The following is a 16,065-nucleotide window of genomic DNA, read 5'->3' as shown; positions in this document are numbered from 1 at the left end:
ATAGAAGATGTCATCCTTTCGTTAGTTGTTTATTATAGTGAATAATATATTAACAGGATGTCATCTTCTTTTCAATTCTTATGGTAATTTATTACTCTAATTCCCTACGGTAACTTTACACTAACATCAATATTATTGATATAAGATATTAAAACTATGGATTGTATTGTATAACACTTAGAAGAGGTAGGGAGGGTATTATTAAGCTTATCGGCTTTGAATATGCTGACTATATCGAACTATTTATTTTAAAATTTAGAATTAAAGATATAATGTATTTATATATACCAAAATGCTTTAAATTATTTCAGATATATCCTATAATATATATAGAAATAGCAAGAGGGGAGAGACGGTTATGTCTAAAATTATAGCTGTTGCCAATCAAAAAGGTGGTGTGGGGAAGACGACCACTAATGTAAATCTTTCTGCCTGTTTGGCTATGGCGGGTAAAAAGGTGCTTACCATAGATATAGATCCTCAGGGGAATACCACTAGTGGATTGGGAGTGGACAAGGATAAGGTGGACAAGTCCATTTATGATGTGCTTATTAATGATGTATCCATATCGGATGCAGTAGTACATACATCTATTGAAAATTTGGACATAGTAGTGTCAAATATGCAGTTGGCGGGAGCAGAGATAGAGTTAGTATCTATGATGGCCAGAGAGATGGTATTAAAACGTGCACTACAGGGGATTAGGGATGATTATGATTATATATTGATAGATTGTCCTCCATCTCTGGGTCTTATCACAATAAATGCGTTAACAGCATCGGATAAGATCCTGGTTCCCATACAATGTGAATATTATGCACTGGAAGGGTTAAGTCAGCTTGTCAATACTGTAAATCTGGTAAGGAAACACTTAAATCCTACCCTCGAAGTGGAAGGTGTAGTGCTTACCATGTTTGATGCTAGGACTAATCTGTCTATTCAGGTAGTGGAAGAGGTAAAGAGGTATTTTAAAAATAAGGTATATAGAACCATTATCCCAAGAAACGTTAAATTAGGTGAAGCTCCAAGCCATGGACTTCCAGTAGTATTATATGATCCCAAATGTGTAGGTGCTCAGGCATATACTGAACTAGCACGGGAAATTATTCAGTATGAAACGGAGGCTGTATAAAGGTGAACAAACGCGCACTAGGTAGGGGATTAGATGCCCTTATTCCCTCATTCGATACCGAATCTAACCAGGCACTGTATAATACTGATGATGGACAAGCAGTGGTGGAAATAAAAATATTTCAAATAGACCCTAATATGGATCAGCCTAGACGGCAATTCGATCAGGATAAGATAAAAGAGCTTGCCCAATCTATAAAAAAATATGGAGTGGTACAGCCTGTTATAGTCAAGCCTAAAGGCAATAGATATCTATTGATAGCTGGGGAGCGGAGATGGAGAGCGGCACAGTTAGCGGGACTCCCTACTATTCCTGCAATAGTAAAGAATTTAGATGAAAAAGATATAATGGCCATATCCCTTATTGAAAACTTGCAAAGGGAGGATTTGAATCCAATAGAGCAAGCATTGGGAATAAAAAAATTGATAGATGAATATAATCTAACACAGGAACAGGTGGCCGATGAAATTGGGAAAAGCCGCTCAGCGGTAACGAATATTTTAAGACTTTTAACCCTTTCAGGCGAGATACAGAAATTTATAATGGACGGCAAATTGACTCCCGGACACGGGAGGGCCATATTAGGACTAGAAGATCCGAATATGCGCCTTCAAATAGCTAAAAAAGTTATTGAAGATGAATTAAATGTAAGGGATACAGAGAGGCTAATAAAAAAGATAAAGACAAATATGGGGAATAGGGAAAAGCCCATAACTAAGACTAAACCATCTTATATAATAGAGATAGAATCTAATCTGGAAGAATGTTTGGGTACAAAAGTAAATATAACCCCTGGAAAGAAAAAAGGGGTTATACAGATTGAATATTATAATAATGATGATTTAGAAAGAATAATGTCCAAGATAGGAAGCTAGTAAAATGTTTCACGTGAAACATTTTATTTTTAGATAAAAAATCGAGCGAGATAGGATGACTCTAAAATCTGATTTACTCTATCCATAGGTACTACCGTGTTTAAAAGGGAGATAAATATAAATACTATGAATAGGGTGATTGCTCCCCTTATAATCCCCAATACTCCACCAAGCAGCCCATCCAACTGTCGAAGTACAGGAAGATGGGTTACATTTTTGGCTATGGATATGATAATCGAAAAAATTAATTTAATGGCCAAAAAAATTATTAAAAAACTTAATATATTCATTATAATCATGGCTATGCTATAGTCAAAATATTCCCCTAATGTACTGAATTTATCCAATGAAGATTGGTTTATAACATTGGTTGTCATTTTAATATTAAATGGATAGGGAAAATGTATATCCTTTAATATATTGCCTATTTGCTTAGGTGAAAAAGCAGATAGTTTAGCCATCTTATCATAAGAAGAGGGTATTTTGGTCGCCCCTTCTACATAAAATTTTAACTTATCAAAGAATGAAGTATTTTTTATTATATATTGTGATAGATTAGGATAGAAGCAAATTGCTCCTATCCATGAGGCAAAGGCAGAAATAATATTTAAAAGCGTTACTGTAAATCCATTATATATGCCTATAAAAAAGCTAAGGGCAAGAATGATAAGAATAATGGCATCGGCAATATTCATCACTTTTCATCTCCTTTTGAACGTTCCATAAATTTATATATTTTAACTTTCCGATCATGAGTAATGGTATATATATAATTTTCATTAAATTGTGTCCAAAATACATCAAGTATATTCTCTTCAAGGGAATATTGATTAGATATTTCACCCTTTCCGTTTAAAAACACCAATGATTTATCACCCTGTATGGCTACAAAACCATCTTTATAGGTTTTTAATGCATATAGATATTTTGGCAATGCCATAAATTCGTATTTGCCATCAGGGGTAATTATCAATGTATTATTTGGCCCATCTACAAATATATCGTTAAAGTATAGGGCCTTGTTTTGACCCATATTTATATATTGATGCTGATATGCCCTCGGGATCTTCAAAGACCATATCTTAGATCCTGATATATCGTAGCATACAATTTCGTATAAGCTTGCCAGTATTACATGATTATTTTCCCTGTATATTCTATAGAACATCTGGTCATCTAGGGAAAGTATGCCATAGGGACGATTCTGGGTATCCATATGCAGTATCTTGGTAGAAGGAAAGGGGTTATCAGTATTTACTGATAATATGGATATTCCTTTCGATGTATTACTATAATCACAGTCAAGATAATTCAAATCAGACATATTTTCTATTTTAACCATGGAATTATTTCCTTTTTGCACTAACCAAGGCTGTATAATGCCCTTATCATCTCGTACCGTAAGTATTAAAAAATCTTTAAATTCCTTAAGTCCCCAGCCTATTGGCGCAGGTAGTTCTAAAACCATTTTAAAAGGTATCGTAGCTGTGTCAAACAAAAATTTTTGGTTGATTAGCATATAACGGTTTGTAGATTGATCTACGGTAATAGGACCAGATAGGGCTTTGATATCATTTTCGGTAAATGGTGGTTCTATTTTTTGCCCTGAAAAATTAAAAAAAGTTGTATCTTTGCCCGATATGGCGAATCCCTTTGAATAAAAATGTATATTATCATCTTTTTCAAGTAAAATACCAGTATCATCACAAGGCGCGAACACCTGTGGCTTTTTTAGGAAAAAATCATTTTTATATAAAAAATATCCTAGGGGAATCAGGATTATTATAATAGAGAGCAAAACAATGTTAGATATCGTTTGCTTATGCTTGCTTTTATTTTTGTCCATTTCGTTATTCATATTTGCCTCCATAAGTCATATAGTGTTTTAATTTATCTATTCAATATATATTCTACATTGTAAATTCGCCAAAAATCAAGTATTTCCTCTTTTATTTTTATGTATAAGCCTCAAGAATAATTGTACTTGCACAGGGCATACAATATAGCAGAATAGGGAAGAAAAAAAGCATGCATTTTTAAAAGATTTTTGGGGAAAATGAAACCATATCTTCTTTAGGAGGGGCATTATGGAGAAAGGGAGAGGCAAGATAACAGTAGATATAAGCAGGCCTTATGCTTTATCAGCTTTTATTAAAGGACTAGAAGAGCTTATTGAAGTAACGTATACTGATGAAGAGTATTCCGATATAATATTGCTTTGCATAGGTACCGATAGATCTACAGGGGATTGCCTAGGGCCTTTAACGGGACATAAATTGAATCTTATAAAATACGAAAATGTATGGGTATATGGGACATTAGAGAAGCCTGTACATGCAAAAAACCTTGAAGAAACCATGGATGAGATAGAAAGGAAATATAAAAAACCGTTTATAATAGCCATAGATGCTTGTTTAGGTAAACATGAACGTATAGGTTGTATATCTATGGGTGAAGGACCACTAAGTCCAGGGGCGGGAGTAAATAAGACCCTCCCATTAGTAGGCGATTTACATATAATGGGTATAGTGAATATGAGTGGCTTTATGGAATATTTAATACTTCAAAATACTAGGCTTAACCTAGTTATGAAGATGGCAGATTTAATAAGCAACGGCATACATTATGTAATGTGGAGACTTACAGCAGGTGAGGGCAACAGAACTAATCAGCCCACTATTTGATATCAAAATAGTGGGCTGTACACTCTGCTCTCAATGATTTTCACTATATCATCTATTGATTTTTGATAGGCATTTACTACTATGGGATTGGAAGACGTAATACTGTTGTTTAACATATTATTTACAGAAACAAGGGACATTTGATCAGGTGTGCCATAATAGACATAGGCATCTATAGGTGTCGAAATTTCATCGTGATATAGAGTATTATATCCAATGGCGTCTAACCGCATTTTTATCTCCTCTAATCCCCTTTGAATGGCTATAGTTTTCAAAAAAAACACCTCCATGGTTAATATTTTTCCTGTGAGGTGTTTTTTTATACATATTCATTTCTGATTTAAAGCGTTTTGTATAGCCTGTATTTCTTCTTCAGAAAGGGGATAATTAGATTTTCCATTTACTATTGGTTTGGCATATGTTGAGGAACTATCTCGACCAAACAAACCGGTCAATACTACACCATTTTTTTCATTATCTAAGATTGCTACCGAATAGCTTTGTTGACTGCCCATATCATCAAAGGCATTATAACGTATTACGCCTACATTTTGAACACAGGTATTTACCTGCTTTAAAAGTGTATTATGATTTTCTTCTATCATATCTACCGTATTTAGTGCCTGCTCAATCTTATCAAATTGTTGATTTAATATAAATTCTAAATTTTTGTTGTCTACGCCGCGCATAAGACGCTTATATCTCCGTAATATCTTTGTGGTTCTGGAAAAATTAACAATAACAAGTATAAGGCTCAGTAATGTAATCATGCTTGCAGCTAGACATATTTCTATGTAGTAATCATGTACAAAAGAATATAATATTTTCATAAAGAGGCCTCCTAAAAACATATTACAAGTAACTATTATAATATAATTTATGATAAATATAAACAAAAAAATGATAATAACACAAAAAATATGGCTGTAAATGGAGGGCATATCATACCATGGTGTGAACATATTTCATACTTATGTATAATTTACTGAAAAGTGGACAAGGAAATAGAATAGAAGAAGGAGACAAAAGAAGAGAGGATGATTTTATGAAAAAATTCTTTTCATGCATAATGGAGGTAGTAATATGTGCATTTTTGTTATCAATTATGCTCCTTACCTACATAGGCATAAGGGGTGTATATTATCAAGAAGAGATACCAGTTTTAGGCGCATATAAAGTGGAAAATACTGTAGAACTTGGGCAGTATGGAATAGAAAAAAATTATGAAGATTACGGGAGCTTAATATTTTTAAAGGGAGAAAAAGTACTATTTAAAATACCTAAACTTGGGTTTATACTTTCCTTTATGAAAAATCCTGTAGGATTTATATTCCTTATAGTGCTTCCAATATCATTGATTATAATATTTGAGCTTACAAGGCTTATAAAAATCTCACAGGAGAAAAAGGTTTATGAGAGGCGGATGGCTATAAAGGCAAGGGTAAGGACTTAATATTATGATAAAAAGCTGGGAAAACCAGCTTTTTTTTGAGTTTTTTCAAGAAATATGGGACTTGAACATATAAAATGTGATAATATATAATATAGTGTAGAATGAAATTTTGGGTAATAATTAGGGAAATAAAGGGTTTTGCCCTCCTTTTGTAAAAATAATTATTTAATTGTAATAATTATTAAGCTCATGCATATAATGTAGGAAAGGGGAGGGCTATTATGCCAATCAAATTGATTATAGCAGATGATCAGCAAATAATAAGACAAGGGCTTTTAGCAGTGTTTGATGATGAACGCTTTCAAATAATAGGGCAAGCATCAGATGGTAGACAACTTGTAGAACAAGCAAAGGCATTAAAACCTGATCTAGTAATAGCAGATTATAGTATGCCAGTATTCAATGGTTTAGAGGCTTGTAGTGCTATAAAAGAGGTAGATAAAAATATAAAAGTAATGATAATGCTGGACGAATTTGATATACTGGATAAGGGACTTATTTCAGATTCAGGTGCAGATGCTTGTATCACAAAGGATATTCTTCCAGATGAATTAATTAGCATTGCACAATTGGTATATACAGGCGGATATTGTATTTTCCCAGACTTTATAAGATGTATAATAAAGGCAAATGATGGGAACGATAATATTGGGAAAAGTATAAACCTTACACAGCGTGAGATGGAGGTTTATAAATTGGTCGCGCGAAGTTATACAAATCAGGAGATAGCAAAAAAATTATACATAAGCGAAGCAACGGTAAAAAGCCATGTAAGTCAAATTCTTAAAAAGACAGGACAGAATAATAGGGTACAGGCGGTTTTATATGGATTTTCAAAAGGGATATTTAGTCCTTATAGCATATGATATTATAATATATTGCTCTACAAGTTAAAAACATGAAATTGGGGTGATATCGGTTATGGAAAAGGAAATGGAGCGCACTTTATCCAATATCGAATCGCATATTGAGAGGTGCCATATCCTATCTGAAATATTAAAGGATAGGATACATGAACAAAATATAGATTATATGCAGTATTTGGATCAGGGATATACTATGGAGGATATATCTGCAGGTGCTGACATTATTGATCTATACATAACCATCAAGAATATGGCAAGTAAAGTTAAAGTATAAGGTATCCTCAAAAAAAGGATGCCTTTATTTATTTTATATTATTTTCTTGAAACTTCTAGATATAGAATATAGAATATACAATATACTGTATCATACAGATGACAGATTTGGGGTGATTATGGTGGAGTTTGATCTTATTTATAATATGGCATCAAGCATAAAGAAAAACATAAAAAAGGTAATAGTAGGTAAGAATGAAGTGATAGATCTTTTATTGGTAGCCCTTATATCATCAGGACATGTACTATTAGAGGATGTACCAGGCACAGGGAAGACTTTACTTGCGAAAACCTTGGCAAAATCTTTGGATTGTAGTTTTAAGAGGGTACAATTTACACCGGATCTATTGCCTTCAGATATTACAGGTATAAATTATTTCAACCAAAAAGTTGGTAAATTTGAATTTAGGTCAGGACCTATATTTACTAATATATTGTTGGCAGATGAATTGAATAGGGCCACTCCTAGAACCCAGTCTAGCCTACTTGAATGTATGGAAGAGCGTCAGGTAACGGTGGATGGGGAGACTAAGACGTTAGATACACCTTTTATGGTTATAGCTACTCAAAATCCCATAGAAACACAAGGCACATTTCCACTTCCAGAAGCCCAATTAGATAGATTCCTTATCAAGATAAATATGCAATATCCAACCAAAGATCAGGGAATGGATATATTAAAGCGTTTTAAAACACATAATCCAATTGAAGATATTACTCCTGTAGCTAATGTAGAAGATATAAAAAAGGCTCAGGAGAGCTATTCAAAGGTATATGTAGCAGATGATATACTAGGCTATATAGTAGATATAGTTGAGGCTACCAGGAAACATACAGACGTAGTACTAGGCGTAAGTCCTCGGGGCAGTCAGGCCCTTCTAAAGGCTTCTGAGGTATATGCCATATTGCAGAAACGGGATTATGTAATACCAGATGATGTAAAATATATGGCAGGACCAGTGTTATCCCATAGAATGATTCTTACAAGTAGTGCCAGTATAAGGTATGGAAATAGCAATGTAGTATTGAACGACATATTACGTAATGTGCCTGTGCCTTCAGAAGAGGTATTTAATCAGGCGGGCGATGAAAAATGAGTGCGACTTGGTATGTAGTTATTGCAGTAGTTATGGTGCTCATTGAAGGCAGAATATATAGAAAATGGGGCTTGTCAAAAGTGTTTTATGACAGGTTTTTTAAACAGCCGGCTGTATTTGAAGGCCAGGAAGTGCAAATGGTAGAGAAGATATACAACAGAAAACTTTTGCCACTTCCATGGCTTAGGATAGAGTCAAAGATGGATGAATCCCTCAAATTTAATAGCCAGGCAAACCTTTCAATAAAATATGGCCAATTTCATAAAAGCCTTTTTACTCTCATGCCCTATACGGGGATTACAAGGACCCATAAAATTCAATGTATCAAACGGGGATATTATGCATTAAATAGTGTAGCACTTACATGTGGAGAGCTATTTGGCATGGATGAGGTATCTAAAGAAATGTCTATAGATGCCAGCCTTATGGTATATCCCAAATTGGTACCCATAAAAGAAATCCCCATACCTAGTCACAATTGGCAGGGGGATATAAGTGTTAGACGTTGGATTATAGATGATCCTTTTTTAACATCAGGTATCAGGGAATATACATATGGAGATTCGTTTAATCAAATAAACTGGAAGGCTACGGCAAAAACAGGACAGTTACAGGTAAATAAGAGGGACTATACTGCTCAGCCTAGAATAATTATATATTTGAATATGGACATAAGCGAGGAGATGTGGGATGCGGTAACCGACACTGATTTAATTGAGCGGGGTATTTCATATGCTGCATCTTTAGCAAGTTACTACATATCACAAGGGATAGAAACGGGGTTTGGATGTAATGGATATACTATAGAATGTAAAAATGAGCCTGTAAGGATATGGCCTAAAAACGGTAATGATCAGGTAATGGTGATTTTAGAGGCCATGGCAAAATTGATAATAGATAGAAGCATTACATTCTATACATTTTTGCAACAGGATATAGATAGGGGGATGTCAGGCTATGATATTATAATGATCACTCCCTATATAAGCCCAAGGCTGCAGGGACAGATAGACAAGCTGAAGGCATATGGAAATGGATTGGCTATTGTACATCTTCAAAATCAGGAGCAAGGGGCGTAGGTTATATGAAGACGAATAAACTATCATGGATAGTTCGTGGGATAGCATATGGCTGTATGGAGGTACTGACCTTTTTGCCCATATTATTGACTATTGCCATATACACAATAGACAGCCATAGTATATGGATTTGGATAGGCAGTATACCAATACTATATTTGGGTGGAAGGATATTGATAAGGTGCTTTAAAAAACACAGGATAATTGCCATTATCTTATGCGGGCTCATCTCCAGTGCTTATACATATCTATTGTTTGGTATGGCGGGAGTACGCATAATTTATATATTTATTGTTGCGTTTATATATATGTATAGGGGTATTTTATCTGCAGAGCAGCCATGGGATATGATATTTCCAGAACAGATGTTTTGGATAGGCATTTTGATGTATTTTACAGCGAGTTTTCTCTACGGACGTATTCAATCCCTTGCCGAATTTTCAAAGTGGATCAATATAGCGGCTTATATATATATTCCTTTAGTGTTTTTCCTACTAAATAGGCGCCAACTAGAAAATGCAAACCTATCAAGGGGAGAGGCGGTAAAAATACAGCCCAATGTAATTAAACAAAATAGGAGATTGATAGTTTTAAATATGTTAATAGTGATCTTTATATCCTCTTTTAACCAATTAAAGACATGGATAGAGAAGGGATTATCTCTATTAGGAGGCTGGATATATAGATTTATATTATTTTTAAATAGTCTGCTTGATAGTAGCAGTGCCCCAATCGAAAGTGAAGGGGGTATACCACAGATAGAGCCTTTTACAGAGCCAACTGAGCCTTCACTTTTTAGTAGGATACTGGATATAATATTTTCTGTAATAGCTATTATACTGCTATTTATACTGATATTTTTCGCATGTAAGATCATATATAAAGGCATAAAAAAGCTTATAAAAAAGCTAGAGGAAATTGGGAAAAACAGAGCGATTTATGAACAACCTTCAGGATATATAGATGAAAAAGAAAGCCTTATAGATATAAAAAAAGTGGGGAGGGATTATGTAGATAGGGTAAAAAAATGGCTGGCTAATATGTTATCCAAAGGCCTTAAATGGGATGAACTAAAAAATAATAGTGAAAGGGTAAGGTATATATATATAAAGATGGTACTTAGGGCAGTAGCTGAAGGGTACTCGTTAAAGATTTTTTTAACACCCCGTGAACTTCAATATGATCTGTCAAATTGGTATGGAGAAAGGCAGATGGATATTGAACCTTTAATATCCTTGTATTATACTGCACGGTATAGTTTAGGGGATATCTCCGATGCCCAGGTAGATAGTGTTAAAAAATTATTGTAAACTGGCAAACTTATGATATAATAACTACCATATTTTTATTCTATAAAAATGGGAGTGTGGATATGCTTATGCAAAAATATACCAAAGAAGATATTTTAAGGATTTGCAATAGGGAGAATATAGAATTTATAAGGCTACAGTTTACTGATATTTTTGGCACTATGAAAAATGTGGCCATAACTAGTAAACAGCTGGAAAAAGCACTGAATAATGAAATTATGTTCGATGGTTCGTCTATAGAAGGTTTTGTTCGGATTGAAGAATCGGATATGTATTTAAGGCCAGATACCAACTCCTTTGTGATATTTCCATGGCGCGGTGGAGAAGGGAAAACAGCAAGGCTAATATGTGATGTATATACAGCGGATAATAAACCTTTTGAAGGCTGCCCCCGTAATATTTTAAAACAGGTTTTGAATCGAGCCCGTGATATGGGTTACACCATGTATGCAGGACCAGAGGCTGAATTTTTCCTGTTCCATACGGATGAGAAAGGCAACCCCACTACTATTACCCAGGATAATGCCGAATATTTTGATTTAGCCCCTGTAGACCTAGGGGAGAATGCAAGACGGGATATATGTCTTACCCTTGAAAAGATGGGGTTTGAGATAGAGGCATCACATCATGAAAATGCTCCGGGGCAGCATGAGATAGACTTTAAATATGATGATGCCCTAACCACAGCAGATAATGTAATGACATTTAAAATGGTGGTAAGAATAATTGCCCAAAAGCACGGATTACATGCTACCTTTATGCCCAAACCTGTATTCGGAGTACCAGGATCGGGTATGCATATAAATCAATCTTTGTTTAAAGATGGGGAAAATGCCTTTTTTGATGAGGACGGGGAATACCAATTAAGCAAAGATGCGCTTTATTATATAGGAGGGCTTATGGAGCATGCTCCCGCCATGGCGGCTATTACCAATCCCCTTGTTAATTCATATAAAAGACTAGTGTCAGGCTATGAGGCGCCAGTATATATTGCATGGTCCCATAAAAATCGGAGCCCACTTATAAGGATACCGGCAAAAAGGGGTGTATCTACCAGGATAGAGCTGAGAAATCCCGATCCATCGTGCAATCCATATCTTGCAATGGCAGTAACTCTAGCTGCAGGGTTAGACGGAATAAAAAACCAAATAGTTCCTCCTTTGCCTATAAATAGAAATATATATAGCATGACCAAGCAGGAGAGGAAAGAAGGGCATATTCCAAGTCTTCCGAAAAATCTTTATGAATCCATGAAGGCCCTTAAGGAGGATAAATATATAAGAGGAGTGTTAGGTCCACATTGCTATGAGAGATATGTGGAAGCAAAACGTATAGAATGGCAGCAATATCAAATGCAGGTTACTCCATGGGAAATACGCCAATATATTAATAAATTTTAACCATTTTTTAATAAAAAATTAAGCATTTATTATTTTGGTTAAAGTATAATTATCATGTATCAATTTATAATGTTGGAAATAGGAGGCACTACTCCATGAGAAAAAGCACCATAATAGGTATTACTTGTGATTATAACTGGGAAGAAAATGACATAAAGATATACGAAGGATATGTAGAGGCTATTACAAAAGCAGGAGGCATGCCCATATTATTGCCCGGAAATGATATACAAGAGATCCCATCTATACTCGATATGGTAGATGGGATAATGCTTATTGGAGGACAGGATGTGGATCCATATTTATATGGTGAAGCGCCTCATATGAAAATAGGTAGTGTAAATCCTAGAAGGGATGAATTTGAACTAGAATTGTGCAGGCGGGCGCTTGATAGAAATGTACGCATACTAGGTATATGTAGAGGCATACAGATACTAAACGTAGCAGCTGGAGGCACCTTGTATCAAGATATATCATCCCAATGGGAAAAGGGTGAGCCTATAAATCATAATCAAAAGGGGCCAAAATGGTTCGGAAGCCATATGGTGGAGGTAGTGCCGGATAGTCGTCTATATAAGATACTTGGAGAGAAGAATATACGGGTAAACAGTTTCCATCATCAGGCTGTAAAGGATATACCCAAGGGCTTTAGAGTGGTTGCATCAAGCTCTGATGGCGTAATAGAGGCCATAGAAGGGACTTATGATACCTTTGTACTTGGGGTACAGTGGCACCCTGAGAGGATGACAAAGGATTATACTATCATGCAAAGGATATTTGATCATTTTGTTTCATAGATGTTTTGACTATGGGGGTTGTTGGATAATAGGGACTATAGAAAGGAGCAACAATGAAGTTCCAAAAGGGGTCAAGATGGGTGAGGTATTATATAATAATTATCTGTGCGATTAGGACGGTTTTGCTTAGCATGTCCATGGCTCGAGGATTTAGATTTTATTTCCCCCATATAAGTCCCCGAATTAATCTTGCAATGCTGTCAGCTACTTTGATTTTAGAGTGGATAGAGGCGTTATTTTTCGATGTGGTTCACATTATGATATTTATAATTACATTTATTTTGGACGGATTGGTTTCTTATTATTGTGGCATCAGGATCTTTTCCATTTATGGAGAAAGGACTCTTTTTGAGAGCATATGCTTTGGAAACATTATATTCATAGTTATAGATATAATACTTGTTATTTATTTTATCATACGATATGCTTATGGAAAAAAATATTTTCGCACTTGAGATGACATAGGGGATTAACTAATGAAAAGGAGTGTAAGTGTATGGGAAAGATTTGGGAGGGGATGAAAGGTGGGGCTGTTTTATGGTTTCAAAAACTAGCACCAGAAGACTATGTAATATTTTTTGAAAAACTCCTTAGGATAGTATTTGTATATATAGTGGCTCGGATTATAATACGGGTAGGTAGTAGGTTTATAAACCGATTTTTCAATAGAAGAAAAAAGACCAAATTTTCTATGGATGATAAAAAAGCTGCTACCTTAAAAGCACTATCAAAGAGTATTCTTAGATACCTTACCTACTTTATTGCAGTTGCAAGTATACTACCTGAATTTGGTATAAGAGCGGAATCCATAATAGCTACTGCAGGCATAGGAGGATTAGCGATAGGATTTGGAGCACAAAATTTAGTTAAAGATGTCATTACAGGCTTTTTTATATTATTTGAGGACCAATATGCAGTTGGAGATTTTGTTACCATAGGAGATGTTACAGGAACAGTAGAGGATATAGGTCTTAGAATCACCAAGATACGGGGATTTCAAGGGGATTTAACCATAATACCTAATGGAAAGGTAGAGCAGGTGACAAATTTCACCCGTGGTAATGCGCTGGCAATAGTGGATGTCAGTATAGCCTATGAAGCAGATATAGAAAAGGCTATGGATGTATTAAATATTTTGTCAAAATCCTATGGGGAAGAGAATGGGGATATAGTAGAAACCCCACAGGTATTAGGCGTAACACAGCTTGGCGATAGTGGTATAACCTTAAGGATGGTGGTAAAAACCCAGCCCATGAAACACTGGAGTGTGGAAAGGGAGCTTAGACTGTTGGTAAAGCAGGCCTTGGACAAAAATGGTATAGAAATAGCATATCCAAGGATGGTAGTAATAGAAGGCAATAATAAAAAGGGGGGTGACAGGGCATGATGGAATTTGCTGTAGGAGATATTATACAGACTAAAAAGAAACATCCCTGCGGCAGCGATACATGGAGCATAATGCGGTTGGGAGCGGATGTAAAGATAAAATGTACAGGATGTGGCCGTATTGTTATGATGGACAGGGAGCATTTTGAAAAGAGGGCGAAAAGAGTCGTAGAAAAAGCAGACGAGTAATATGATTTCACAAGTGAATATGAAAAAGGGGGGAGGTGAAGAGTAGCTTGGAAAATGATCAAAAAATAATACAGCTTAAGGATATAAGCAAGATATATAGGTTGGGGGAAGAAAAAGTAATAGCACTTCAAAATATAAATCTTACCATAAATAAGGGTGAGATCTGCTGTTTTTTAGGCACATCAGGTTCAGGCAAGTCTACAATGCTAAATCTCATGGCAGGTCTGGAAAAGCCTACAAAAGGTGAAATCATTATAAAAGGCATACATGTGGAAAAATTGAATGAAAAATATCTGGTCAGATTTCGGCAGCGATATTTAGGTTTTGTATTTCAATCATACAACCTTATGCCTGCCCTTACGGCTCTTGAAAATGTTAGTTTGCCCCTTGCTTTCAGAGGTGTGCCTAAACATATGAGAAATAAAAGGAGCATAGAATTTTTGAAGGCTGTGGGGTTGGGAAAATACATAAAACATAAACCTACTCAAATGAGTGGTGGTCAGCAGCAGCGCGTTGGTATAGCCAGGGCATTTATAGGCAATCCTCAGATTGTTTTTGCTGATGAACCTACGGGCAACCTAGATTCAAAGACTACAAAGGAGGTAATGAATATTATTACATCTATGGTACGCAAGAATAATCAAACGCTGGTCTTGGTTACACATGATTTAAATATAGCGCAATATGCAGACAAGATAGTGTACATACTCGATGGAGGTATCCAAAAAATAGAACAAGTAAATAGATCCAAATCAAGGGGGAATATAGGTGAAGTAATAACGGCCATTTTATGTATGGTCATGTTGATACAAGTCTTTGCAACAGGAGCGGGAGCAACAGAGGGAAATGATATTTTAATAAGTAAATATACTCAGAGTGTAGATTCTATAAAAACTAATGATACTTTTACTATAAACGGATTCATAAAAAATATATCTGATAATGATATAAAAAATGTATACGCTGTAATAAACCAAAATGCTTCATTTTCTGTAGTAAGCGGTCAGAATATTATTGTAAATATAAAGGACATTCCATCGGGAAATAATGATGATGTAACTTTTACTACTCCAAAGTTGAGGTATTCGGGGACTGGAAATGAACTTAGCATAACTTTTAAATATAAATATAATGATAATACTAGTGGTGAATCAACATGTACATTATATTTAAACACGGTGCCTAAAAGCGATAATACAGATTCAAATACATTTCCTGATCTGGATTATTTTAAGAAGCTGGATCCGGAAATATCTTTGTTTGGAAATATAAATATGCCTACGGGAACGGCGGGGCGGAGCATATCTCTATCATTACCCATAAAGAATATCAGTTCATATGCTGCAGAGAATATAGTGGTATCATTAAGTGCATCTGGAGAAAATTCTCCGTTTGTATTTAAATCTAAATTGCAATATTAAATGCAACACTTTTGAGAAAATCATACTTATCCATTTACTTCCTCTTGTCAAGGGGAGGGTGGAGATTTTCGAGTGTATACGAGAAAATACTACCCAACCTTGA

Annotated in this window: 17 protein-coding genes and 1 pseudogene; 14 read left to right on the top strand and 4 right to left on the bottom strand. The window is 35.2% G+C overall.

The annotated features are described in order from the left end of the window. Window positions 1-358: 358 nt before the first annotated feature. Entirely contained in the window at window positions 359-1,132 is a 774-nt protein-coding gene (locus EJN67_RS13090; RefSeq protein WP_129724889.1) for a ParA family protein, read from the top strand. A 2-nt stretch (window positions 1,133-1,134) separates the two neighbouring features. Then, complete coding sequence (locus tag EJN67_RS13085; protein ID WP_129724888.1) at window positions 1,135-2,007, top strand: ParB/RepB/Spo0J family partition protein; 873 nt, start codon at window positions 1,135-1,137, stop codon at window positions 2,005-2,007. A gap of 29 nt (window positions 2,008-2,036) precedes the next feature. Here EJN67_RS13085 and EJN67_RS13080 read toward each other — a convergent pair whose 3' ends face one another. Next, window positions 2,037-2,702, bottom strand: a complete 666-nt coding sequence (locus EJN67_RS13080; protein WP_129724887.1) for a CvpA family protein — start codon at window positions 2,700-2,702, stop codon at window positions 2,037-2,039. Next, a complete protein-coding gene (locus tag EJN67_RS13075) occupies window positions 2,702-3,865 on the bottom strand; it encodes a hypothetical protein (RefSeq protein WP_129724886.1) in 1,164 nt (387 codons plus the stop codon). Before EJN67_RS13075 ends, EJN67_RS13080 begins: the two co-directional genes overlap by 1 nt. Window positions 3,866-4,094: 229 nt before the next feature. Here EJN67_RS13075 and yyaC point away from each other — a divergent pair, with 229 nt between their 5' ends. After that, window positions 4,095-4,691 carry a spore protease YyaC gene (gene yyaC, locus EJN67_RS13070; protein ID WP_129724885.1) on the top strand — a complete coding sequence of 199 codons (597 nt, stop codon included), beginning with the start codon at window positions 4,095-4,097 and terminating at the stop codon, window positions 4,689-4,691. A 2-nt stretch (window positions 4,692-4,693) separates the two neighbouring features. Here the strand turns inward: yyaC and EJN67_RS13065 are convergent, their stop codons facing one another. Then, window positions 4,694-4,966 carry a YkuS family protein gene (locus tag EJN67_RS13065; protein WP_165000879.1) on the bottom strand — a complete coding sequence of 91 codons (273 nt, stop codon included), beginning with the start codon at window positions 4,964-4,966 and terminating at the stop codon, window positions 4,694-4,696. Window positions 4,967-5,020: 54 nt separating this feature from the next. Further along, on the bottom strand, window positions 5,021-5,521 hold the full coding sequence (locus tag EJN67_RS13060) for a DUF4446 family protein (protein WP_165000878.1): 501 nt from the start codon (window positions 5,519-5,521) through the stop codon (window positions 5,021-5,023). 215 nt (window positions 5,522-5,736) lie between these two features. On the opposite strand from EJN67_RS13060, the gene EJN67_RS13055 reads away from it, so the two are divergent. From EJN67_RS13055 to EJN67_RS14320, 11 genes and pseudogenes are all read left to right on the top strand, one after another. Then, window positions 5,737-6,144: a hypothetical protein gene (locus EJN67_RS13055; protein ID WP_129724882.1), complete on the top strand. Its 408-nt coding sequence runs from the start codon at window positions 5,737-5,739 to the stop codon at window positions 6,142-6,144. Between the two features lie 221 nt (window positions 6,145-6,365). Further along, complete coding sequence (locus EJN67_RS13050; RefSeq protein ID WP_129724881.1) at window positions 6,366-7,010, top strand: response regulator transcription factor; 645 nt, start codon at window positions 6,366-6,368, stop codon at window positions 7,008-7,010. Between the two features lie 55 nt (window positions 7,011-7,065). Beyond that, complete coding sequence (locus EJN67_RS13045; protein ID WP_129724880.1) at window positions 7,066-7,284, top strand: hypothetical protein; 219 nt, start codon at window positions 7,066-7,068, stop codon at window positions 7,282-7,284. Between the two features lie 121 nt (window positions 7,285-7,405). Then, window positions 7,406-8,380, top strand: coding sequence for an AAA family ATPase (locus EJN67_RS13040; protein ID WP_394347523.1), 975 nt, complete (start codon window positions 7,406-7,408; stop codon window positions 8,378-8,380). Beyond that, a complete protein-coding gene (locus EJN67_RS13035; RefSeq protein ID WP_129724878.1) occupies window positions 8,377-9,459 on the top strand; it encodes a DUF58 domain-containing protein in 1,083 nt (360 codons plus the stop codon). The genes EJN67_RS13040 and EJN67_RS13035 overlap by 4 nt, the downstream gene beginning before the upstream one ends. A gap of 5 nt (window positions 9,460-9,464) precedes the next feature. Next, on the top strand, window positions 9,465-10,769 hold the full coding sequence (locus EJN67_RS13030) for a hypothetical protein (RefSeq protein WP_129724877.1): 1,305 nt from the start codon (window positions 9,465-9,467) through the stop codon (window positions 10,767-10,769). 68 nt (window positions 10,770-10,837) lie between these two features. After that, window positions 10,838-12,169 (top strand): type I glutamate--ammonia ligase, encoded by a 1,332-nt coding sequence (glnA, locus tag EJN67_RS13025; protein WP_129724890.1) that lies wholly within the window; start codon window positions 10,838-10,840, stop codon window positions 12,167-12,169. 95 nt (window positions 12,170-12,264) lie between these two features. Then, on the top strand, window positions 12,265-12,966 hold the full coding sequence (locus EJN67_RS13020) for a gamma-glutamyl-gamma-aminobutyrate hydrolase family protein (RefSeq protein WP_129724876.1): 702 nt from the start codon (window positions 12,265-12,267) through the stop codon (window positions 12,964-12,966). A 496-nt stretch (window positions 12,967-13,462) separates the two neighbouring features. Then, the gene (locus tag EJN67_RS13015) at window positions 13,463-14,353 is read left to right on the top strand and encodes a mechanosensitive ion channel family protein (RefSeq protein ID WP_129724875.1); all 891 of its coding nucleotides are present in this window, start codon (window positions 13,463-13,465) and stop codon (window positions 14,351-14,353) included. Then, entirely contained in the window at window positions 14,350-14,541 is a 192-nt protein-coding gene (locus tag EJN67_RS13010; RefSeq protein ID WP_129724874.1) for a DUF951 domain-containing protein, read from the top strand. The genes EJN67_RS13015 and EJN67_RS13010 overlap by 4 nt, the downstream gene beginning before the upstream one ends. A 101-nt stretch (window positions 14,542-14,642) precedes the next feature. Then, a pseudogene (locus EJN67_RS14320) lies at window positions 14,643-15,278 on the top strand (ABC transporter ATP-binding protein); the annotation flags it as partial. Between the last annotated feature and the right edge of the window lie 787 nt (window positions 15,279-16,065).

The organism is Xylanivirga thermophila (assembly GCF_004138105.1).
In the GTDB taxonomy this organism is placed as follows: domain Bacteria; phylum Bacillota; class Clostridia; order Caldicoprobacterales; family Xylanivirgaceae; genus Xylanivirga; species Xylanivirga thermophila.
This window is presented reverse-complemented; position numbering and strand designations above follow the sequence as displayed.

Excerpts from the sequence above, each read along its gene's own strand:
- EJN67_RS13090 (WP_129724889.1), top strand. The coding sequence starts at position 359 with ATGTCTAAAATTATAGCTGTTGCCAATCAAAAAGGTGGTGTGGGGAAG.
- EJN67_RS13080 (WP_129724887.1), bottom strand. The coding sequence starts at position 2,702 with ATGAATATTGCCGATGCCATTATTCTTATCATTCTTGCCCTTAGCTTT.
- EJN67_RS13075 (WP_129724886.1), bottom strand. The coding sequence starts at position 3,865 with ATGAATAACGAAATGGACAAAAATAAAAGCAAGCATAAGCAAACGATA.
- yyaC (WP_129724885.1), top strand. The coding sequence starts at position 4,095 with ATGGAGAAAGGGAGAGGCAAGATAACAGTAGATATAAGCAGGCCTTAT.
- EJN67_RS13060 (WP_165000878.1), bottom strand. The coding sequence starts at position 5,521 with ATGAAAATATTATATTCTTTTGTACATGATTACTACATAGAAATATGT.
- EJN67_RS13055 (WP_129724882.1), top strand. The coding sequence starts at position 5,737 with ATGAAAAAATTCTTTTCATGCATAATGGAGGTAGTAATATGTGCATTT.
- EJN67_RS13050 (WP_129724881.1), top strand. The coding sequence starts at position 6,366 with ATGCCAATCAAATTGATTATAGCAGATGATCAGCAAATAATAAGACAA.
- EJN67_RS13045 (WP_129724880.1), top strand. The coding sequence starts at position 7,066 with ATGGAAAAGGAAATGGAGCGCACTTTATCCAATATCGAATCGCATATT.
- EJN67_RS13035 (WP_129724878.1), top strand. The coding sequence starts at position 8,377 with ATGAGTGCGACTTGGTATGTAGTTATTGCAGTAGTTATGGTGCTCATT.
- EJN67_RS13030 (WP_129724877.1), top strand. The coding sequence starts at position 9,465 with ATGAAGACGAATAAACTATCATGGATAGTTCGTGGGATAGCATATGGC.
- glnA (WP_129724890.1), top strand. The coding sequence starts at position 10,838 with ATGCAAAAATATACCAAAGAAGATATTTTAAGGATTTGCAATAGGGAG.
- EJN67_RS13020 (WP_129724876.1), top strand. The coding sequence starts at position 12,265 with ATGAGAAAAAGCACCATAATAGGTATTACTTGTGATTATAACTGGGAA.
- EJN67_RS13015 (WP_129724875.1), top strand. The coding sequence starts at position 13,463 with ATGGGAAAGATTTGGGAGGGGATGAAAGGTGGGGCTGTTTTATGGTTT.
- EJN67_RS13010 (WP_129724874.1), top strand. The coding sequence starts at position 14,350 with ATGATGGAATTTGCTGTAGGAGATATTATACAGACTAAAAAGAAACAT.